Here is an 8,018-nt window from a genome sequence, read left to right on the forward strand (position 1 = left end):
GCGGAGCCGACGACCGGCCGCCACCCCCTGGCCGAAGGGGGCGGCGGCCGTCGTCGTGTCCGGACCCTCAGCCGATGTCGGGCGGGTCCACCCGGATCCGGACGGTGTCGCCGGTGCCCCGGGCCTGGCGGCTCGCCCGGGCGTGCTTGAGCGCCTGGGCGAGGGCCGCCCCGCTGCCGGGCGGCACCCGGACCAGGGCGCGGTCCCACCGCTCGCCGGGCGGCGGGTCGCCGGGCCGGCGGACGGCCCCGGGTCGGACCACCGGCAGCGGCACCGGCCCCAGGACCTCCGCGTCCATGGGCAGCGCGGCCGCCGCCAGGAAGGTCTCCACCGCCTCGGGCGGCCCGCTGACCGCGGCCATCCGGGAGACCGGCGGGAAGCCCAGCTCGGCCCGCTCGGCCAGCTCCCGCTGGGCGTGCCCCACCGGATCCCAGCGGACGAGCGCCTGGACGGGCCGGAGCGTCGGCTCGGCGACGACCACCACGGTGCCGCCCTCGGCCTGGCCCCGCACCAGCGAGGCCGCGTCCATCCAGCGCCGCAGCGCCTCCTCGCCGGCCCGGAGGTCCGGGCGGCCGAGCAGCGCCCAGCCGTCGAGCAGCAGCGCCGCCGCGTAGCCGCCGTCGGCGACCGGTTCGGCGCCGGGGGTGGAGACGACGAGGGCGGGCCGGTCCGGGACCCGGTCCAGGACGTGGTCGCGTCCCGAGGTCCGCACCGGCACGGCGGGGAAGGCCCGGCCCAGCTCCTCCGCGGTCCTGCGGGCGCCGACCACCTGGGCGCGCAGTCCGGTGGAGCCGCACGCCTCGCAGTGCCAGGCCGGTTCCTCCCGTCCGCACCAGGCGCAGTGCAGCTCGCGCTGGTCGGGGGCCTCCAGCGGCCCGGCGCAGTGCCGGCAGCGGGCGGGCGTGCGGCACTGCCGGCAGGCGAGCCGGGGCACGTACCCCCTGCGGGGCACCTGGATCAGGACCGGTCCGGTGCGCAGCCCGTCCCGGAGGGTCTCCCAGGCGAGCGAGGGCAGCCGGGCGGCCCGGGCGGCCCCGTCCCGGGCGAGGAGGTCGTCGCCGACGGTACGGACGAGGGGCGCGGCCCTGCGGACCTGTTCGCGGCTCGCGGCGAGCGGCCGGGCCCAGCCGGACTCGACGAGCTGGGCGGCCTCCACGGTGCAGCCGGTGGAACCGAGCAGGAAGGCGCACCGGTCATGGGCGGCGCGCAGCAGCAGCACCTCGCGGGCGTGCGGCTGGGGGGCGTGCGGGTCGCTGTGGCTGCCGTCGCCGTCGTCCCAGAGGACGACCAGCCCGAGGTCCCTGACCGGCGCGAACATCGCGGCGCGGGTGCCGACGACGGCCCGCACGGAGCCGCGCCGGACGGCGAGCCACTGCCCGTACCGCTTCTCGGGTCCGGCCTCGGCGGTGAGCACCGCGTGCCGTCCCTCCCCCAGGACGGTGGTCAGCGCCGCGTCGACCCGCCCCACGGCCCGCCCGTCGGGCACGACGACGAGGGCGCCGCGCCCGGAGGCGAGGGCCGCGGCGACGGCGCGGGCGATCTCCTCGGCCCAGTACGGCCCTGGCAGCGCCGTCCAGACCGCCCGCGGGCTCCCGCCGCCCGCCAGCGACTCCAGGAACGCGGTCCCCTGCTCGTACCGCCCCCAGGTGTCCGGCGCCGGCGGCGCGGGCGGCGGCAGCGGCGCGGGCGAGGGTCGCCCCTCCGCGGCGGCGCTGCGCGGCGGCACGGCGAGCTGGAGCACGTCGGCGAGGCTTCCGGCGTACCGGTCGGCGACGGCCCGCGCGAGCGCCAGCAGCTCGGGCCCGAGCACCGGCTCGGGCGACACGACGTCGGCGAGGGCGGCGAGCGGCCCGGAGTAGTCGGACGCGGCCCGCCGCTCGACGAGGAACCCGTCGATCAACCGCCCGCCCTCGCGCCGCCCGCCCCGCACCTGCCCGGAACCGGCCCCGAACCGCACCCGCACCCGCACCCCCGGCTGCGCCGAGGCGTCCAGCTCCTCGGGCACCGCGTAGTCGAAGAACTGGTCGAGGTGCAGCACGCCCTTGTTCACCACCACCCGCGCGACCGGCAGCTCCTTGGCGAGCGCGGCCCCCCGCCAGGTCCGCGGCTTGGCCTTCGGCACCTTCGCCTTCCGCACGGTCTCCCGGATGAGCGCGAGCTGCTCGGGCCCCTCGGGATTCTCCTTCTCGCTGCTCACAGCCTCATACCTACCAGACGCCACCGACACTGCCAGATGTCCATGATCGGCCACGCTCGTGGCCGAATCGGCGCTCTGTCCGTCGCCCCCGCGCCGATGGAAACGTGAAACAGCGGCCATCGCCTTGTTGCCCCACCGTCGGCGGCCCCAGGCTGGCACATGTCGATCCCGAGGGAGCGGAGAGGTGAGAGGGTTGTCGAAGTTCGGACCGGAGCTGCGCCGAAGGCGGCTGGCGGCCGGAATGACGCTGGACGGGCTGGCCGCTCGCGTGCATTACAGCAAGGGCCAGCTGAGCAAGGTGGAGACGGGTGTCCAGCGCCCGACCACCGAGCTGGCCCGTCTGTGCGACACGGCGCTCGGGGCGGAGGGCGCGCTCGCCGCGCTGGTATCGCCCGCCACAGCGCCGGCTCTGCTCGACCGGCGTCGCGTCCTGACCGCCGGAGCCGCCTCCGCGCTCGCGCTCGGCGTGCCGTCCGCGCTTGCCTCCCCGGGTACGAAGGTCGTGGAGCGGGCAGCGGACGGAGCCGGCGGGCCGCTGGTGGACGGAGTGCGGGCGCTGTTCGACCAGTTCCGCGTACTGGGCCAGACAGCACCCTCGGCCGCTGTGCTGCCCGCCCTCGAAGCCCAGACCCGGGCCCTTCCCGCGCTCGCCGAGGGCTCGGGAGCCCGGTCGGCGAGGGAGTTGTACCTCCTCGCCTCCCGTTTCGCGGAGTACACCGGCTGGATGGCCCAGGAGAGCGGCGACGAGCACGCGGCCCTGACCTGGACGGATCACGCCGTACGTCTCGCGGCCGCAGGAGGTGATCACCATCTGGAGGCGTACGCGCTCGTCCGCCGCGGACTCCTGACCTTCTACGCGGGAGACGCCCGCTCCACCATCGCTGTCGTCCAGGGCGCACAGGCAGGCCGATTACCCGCCCGCATCAGGGGACTCGCCGCCCAGCGGGAGGCCCAGGGGCATGCCTTGAACGGTGACCGGGACGCGTGCCTGCGCTCACTGGACCGGGCACGGGCGCTGCTCGAACGGGCCGCCACGGACGGCAGCGCGGGCGCGCTTCCCGTCATCGGCACCACTCATCTCTCCGACCCCACGGCCATGACCAACGGATGGTGCCTGCTCGATCTCGGTCTGCCGCGCGAGGCAGCCGAGGTCCTCGACCGGGAGGTCACGCGGATCCCGACCCACGCGACCCGCACGCGCGTCCGCTACGGCGTCCGCCGGGTGCTCGCCCACGCGGTCGCGGGCGAGGTCGACCACGCGTGCGCCCTCGCCGTCCCCCTCCTGGGCGAGAGTGAGGCATTGGCCTCCGGGACCATCCGAACAGATCTGCGCCGGCTCTCCCGAGTCCTCGGCCGGCACCCCCGCAACACGAACGCGCGTGCCCTGGCGCCGCGGATGGCCGCCGCATTGCAGGACACCGTCCCGACCACTCCCGCACGAGAGGCAGTGCCGCGTGGCTGAGATCTTCATCAACTACCGCACCGGTGACGGCAACGAGGTCGCCGCCCTGCTGGACGAGGCCCTCTGCACCCGCTTCGGCGACGACGCCGTCTTCTACTCGGGGCGCTCCGGCCGGGCCGGCGAGCCCTACCCCCGTGCCTTGCTCACCGCCGTGCGCCGCAGCAGCGTCCTGCTCGCCGTGATCGGCCCGGACTGGGCGGATCACCCCGGCCTCCGCCGGGAGGACGACTGGGTACGCATCGAGATCCTGGAGGCATGGCGCTGCGGCGTCCACGTGGTCCCCGTCCTGCGAGGGCGCCGGACGGAGCGGCTGTCCCCCAGCTCACTGCCTTCGGAGCTGGCCCCCCTGGCCGAGCTGAACTCCCTGCGGATCGACTCCCAGAGCCATGTCGAGGGAACGGCCGCGATCGGGGACGCCATCGTCCAGCTCGTCCCGGGCCTCGCCGCCCCGCACGCCGAGCCCGACGGAGCGGACGACGTCCGCAGCACGGACACCACCCAGAACGCGCTGGCCGGCGGCAACAGCGGCTTCAGCATCCAGAGCCGGGACATCGGCCGGATCGACGCGCTCGTCACGAACCCCACAGGCCCTGTCAACACCGGTTCCGGCACGCAGAACAACCAGAGCCACACCCACCAGCCGCACATGTCGGGCGACGGCGCGGCCTACGTCGCGGGCGAGAACCACGGCGGCATCTCGCACCGCTTCGGACGCACGGAGAGGGACGAGGCCGACGGCCGATGAGCGAAGCGGCCTTCACGGGGGTCCAGAACCCGAGCGGACCGGTCAACACCGGCCCGGGTACTCAGACCAACTACGTCACGATCTACCACTTCCACGAGGCCGGGACCTCGTTCGGACGCGCCCCTCTCCCCCGGCCTCTCTCCCATGACCACCTTTCCTGGCTGGGGCACCGCTTCGTCCCGCCCCTCGGCATGCGTGCGGCCGCGGCCAAACTGCGGTCCGAGAGAGTGGTCCTGATCGACGCGCCACCGGGCAGCGGGCGCGACACTGCCGCCAGGATGCTCCTCAAAGAAACCCCCGGGCCTCGCACCGCCCGTCGTCTCCTGCCCGAGGACGACAACGCAGGCTCAGCGCTGTCGGGCGACCAGGTGAGCGACGGGGACCGGCTGCTGCTGGACCTCTCGGACGCGCGCAGGGGCTGGGAGACTCTGCAGGGCCAGCTCCCCGGTCTGGTGGAGAGCGTCCGAATGCACCGCGCGCATCTGGTGGTGATCCTGCCCCACGGGGCGTCGGTCGACGACGGGCTCGTGGTCCACCGTGCCGTCATCGAGCGCCCCGACGCATTGCGCGTCCTCATGCGGACCATCCGGGCCGAGGACGTGCCGGGTCTCCTCAGCCCTGACCAGCTTTCGCCTGCCGTGCACACGTTTCTGGCGGGGGCTCCGGCGCTGAGAGAAGTGGGTCGGCTCGCCCGGCTACTCGGTGAGGCCCGACGCGCCGAGCCCGGTGCGGGACCTGACCGCTGGTCCTCGGTCGCTCTGGAAGGGCTGATCCACCTCGGGGAAGCGGTCGCGGATCATGTGCGGAAACTGAGCGACGGCGGACAGCGCGCGCTGCTCCTGACCGTGGCGATGCTGCCCGGTGCTCGGCTCGCTGCCCTTCACCATGCCCGCCGGCTCCTCCTGGAGGCCGTCCGACACCCGCACGACGAACGGCCGGTGTTCGAGCACGAAGATCTGGGTGAGCAGCTCGATCGCGTCGACGCCGCGATTCGAACGGACGGGTACGTGGAGTTCCGCCGCCCTGGCTTCGCCGTGGCGATCCGTGATCATTTCTGGTCGAATCGGCCGGATCTGTGGGACGTCCTCCGGCACTGGGTCGACGTATGCCTCCGGCTTCCCGGACTTCGCCACGAGGACCGGGACGACCTCGTTGCCGGATTCGCCGAACAGACTCTTCGTCTGGATCAGCACGACCACCTACTCGGCCTCGCCCGGGAGTGGATCCAGCAGAACGACGGGACGCTGCTCCAGGCCGCGGTCCAGGCCCTCGGGCACGGGCTCAACGACCCTCGAGCCGGGCGGTCGTTCCGCCAGTTCGTCTACCGCTGGTCCCTGGAGCCCAGGATCCACGCGTGGACGGCGCAGGTCCTCGTCGCCGTGTCGGCCGATGTGATCGCCACGAGCCATCCCGATCAGGCCCTGGTACGCCTGCACCATCTGGCTCGAGGGGCTCACGGCCCCAGGTCCGGGGCTGACGATCGGCTGTTGCGGCTGGCGCGCACGGACGGACGTCTGTACCGCAAGCTGCTGGATCGGCTCGCCCTGGGCCTGGCCCGAGACGTACGGCAGCCGGATACCCGCGTCTTCCGTACCGTTGCAGCCTCGTCCGTACTGCTGGAGGCGAGCACCGGTTCTCGTCCGCTCATCGAGGACGCGAGGACTCGCGAGACCCTCCTCAATGCCTGGCGGGCCGTGTTCGCCGGTTCCGGTCCGGGCGACTGGCTCGAACCGGCGGAGGAGTGGCTGGCGGCGGCCCGCCCCGGCGACGATCTCGGTCAGACGCTGCTCGAAGTCCTGGTCGGGGCGGCGGCGCACCGTCCGGGCGCCCTCGATCACCTCTACGTCGCGTCCCTCCGACATCCCTGCGCGGCCCGGGTCCGTCGCCTCGTGGACACCGCACAAGGCGTCCTGCCGGCCCCCGCGCCACGGGGCTGATCCCCGCCACACGCCCCGGCACCGCTTCCTTCCCGTGTTCCGCAACCACCGGCCCGACGTCGTCGTGCCCATTCACCAGGGGACCTCTTTGAGCTCCGGACACAAGATCCTCACGGCCTTCCTCACCCTGCTCGGCGGACTGCTCATCGTGATCATCGGCCTCGGCACCGCATGGCCTTGGTGGTACTGGCCGACCGCGGCGGGCGGGCTGCTCACGCTCGCGGGGCTCTCGTGCTTCTTCGCCCGCAGACGTCGTCCGGCCATCCCGCGGGACCATCTGCTGGAGCCGGACCGGCCGATCCCTCCCGTCGAGCGGTGGGAGAAGGTCGTCCGCGAGGTCGCCCTGCCCAGCTCCTCCCCCGACTACGACTTTCTCGTCACGGCCCTCGTCCGGTGGATGCCGCTCGACGCGGCGCACGGAGCACCGGTCATCAGCGGCACAGGCCTGGCGGTGGACGCGGTACTCACCCGGGCCCGGGCGATCACCGCCACGCACGCCCCGCATCGCGGCAGCCTCGTCCAGCACCAGCTTGCGGGCGCGCTCGGCACGATGGAACAGGACCCGTCCGGGCGGGTGCTCGCTATGGCGGAGAACATCCACGTCTCGCTCTCACCCGCGGATCGAGAACGGCTGGAGAAGCTGGCCACCGTGCGCAAGGACGAGGCCGTCTGGGAGCACGAACGGAAGTGGGAGCAGAACAAGCGCGCCTACCTGGGCGAGGACGTGCTGACCTCGACCGGCAGCGCGGTCGTGTGGTGGCTCGCGAGGAACGACGACCACGTGGACAAGGCCGTGGCCGACATCGGCCTTCTCGCCCAGCTCACCTCGGTGGCCAACGACGAGCCTGTGCCCGAGTCGCTCCAGTCGTATGTGATGAGGTCCGGGGCCGGGGAGGCAGAGGAATCGGGAACCGCCACCGACCGGTTCGTGGCGGCACTTCGGGGGCTGGGTCTCGACGAGGACGACCCCGCCGGCTCACTCTTCCTGCGCCGTGTCGCCGAGGCGGCACGCGCCGCGCGCCTGGACGGTGCCGACTCCTTGGACCGGCTCGCGGCCGAGCAGGAGGAGCGCTACCGCGATCCGCTCCCTGCCGAACCGGCCGAGGACGGCGAGGGCCACCGGCTCGCGGGTGGCGTACCCGGTCTCTGACGCGCAGGAGGCTCAGAACCCCGGTCCGGGGTTCTGAGCCTCCTGCGTCATGGCGCCGCTTACAGGCCGGCGGCCTTCTTCAGGGCGTCGACGCGGTCGGTGCGCTCCCAGGTGAAGTCGGGCAGCTCGCGGCCGAAGTGGCCGTAGGCGGCGGTCTGGGAGTAGATCGGGCGGAGGAGGTCGAGGTCGCGGATGATCGCGGCCGGGCGGAGGTCGAAGACCTCGCCGATGGCGTTCTCGATCTTCTCGGTCTCGACGGCGTTGGTGCCGAAGGTCTCGACGAAGAGGCCGACGGGCTCGGCCTTGCCGATCGCGTAGGCGACCTGGACCTCGCAGCGGGTGGCGAGGCCCGCGGCGACGACGTTCTTGGCGACCCAGCGCATCGCGTAGGCGGCCGAGCGGTCCACCTTCGACGGGTCCTTGCCGGAGAAGGCACCGCCGCCGTGGCGGGCCATGCCGCCGTACGTGTCGATGATGATCTTGCGGCCGGTCAGGCCGGCGTCGCCCATCGGGCCGCCGATCTCGAA

At 73.6% G+C, this 8,018-nt stretch carries 6 protein-coding genes; 4 read left to right on the forward strand and 2 right to left on the reverse strand.

Annotated elements, in window-relative coordinates; genetic code table 11:
- Positions 1–67: 67 nt before the first annotated feature.
- Positions 68–2,197 (reverse strand): primosomal protein N', encoded by a 2,130-nt coding sequence (locus tag ACF1BN_RS35040; protein WP_392335634.1) that lies wholly within the window; start codon positions 2,195–2,197, stop codon positions 68–70.
- Positions 2,198–2,381: 184 nt separating this feature from the next.
- Here ACF1BN_RS35040 and ACF1BN_RS35045 point away from each other — a divergent pair, with 184 nt between their 5' ends.
- From ACF1BN_RS35045 to ACF1BN_RS35060, 4 genes are all read left to right on the forward strand, one after another.
- Positions 2,382–3,659, forward strand: coding sequence for a helix-turn-helix domain-containing protein (locus ACF1BN_RS35045; RefSeq protein ID WP_392335635.1), 1,278 nt, complete (start codon positions 2,382–2,384; stop codon positions 3,657–3,659).
- A complete protein-coding gene (locus ACF1BN_RS35050; protein ID WP_392335636.1) occupies positions 3,652–4,404 on the forward strand; it encodes a toll/interleukin-1 receptor domain-containing protein in 753 nt (250 codons plus the stop codon). The genes ACF1BN_RS35045 and ACF1BN_RS35050 overlap by 8 nt, the downstream gene beginning before the upstream one ends.
- A complete protein-coding gene (locus ACF1BN_RS35055) occupies positions 4,401–6,341 on the forward strand; it encodes a hypothetical protein (RefSeq protein WP_392335637.1) in 1,941 nt (646 codons plus the stop codon). The genes ACF1BN_RS35050 and ACF1BN_RS35055 overlap by 4 nt, the downstream gene beginning before the upstream one ends.
- 88 nt (positions 6,342–6,429) lie before the next feature.
- Positions 6,430–7,491 (forward strand): hypothetical protein, encoded by a 1,062-nt coding sequence (locus ACF1BN_RS35060; protein ID WP_392335638.1) that lies wholly within the window; start codon positions 6,430–6,432, stop codon positions 7,489–7,491.
- Positions 7,492–7,550: 59 nt separating this feature from the next.
- On the opposite strand, the gene ACF1BN_RS35065 is transcribed toward ACF1BN_RS35060, so the two are convergent.
- Positions 7,551–8,018, reverse strand: a 468-nt coding sequence (locus ACF1BN_RS35065; RefSeq protein ID WP_392335639.1) for a methionine adenosyltransferase domain-containing protein, incomplete at its 5' end; no start/stop codon positions are given.

The sequence above is a fragment of the Streptomyces sp. NPDC014861 genome, from assembly GCF_043081625.1.
Classification (GTDB): Bacteria; Actinomycetota; Actinomycetes; order Streptomycetales; family Streptomycetaceae; genus Streptomyces.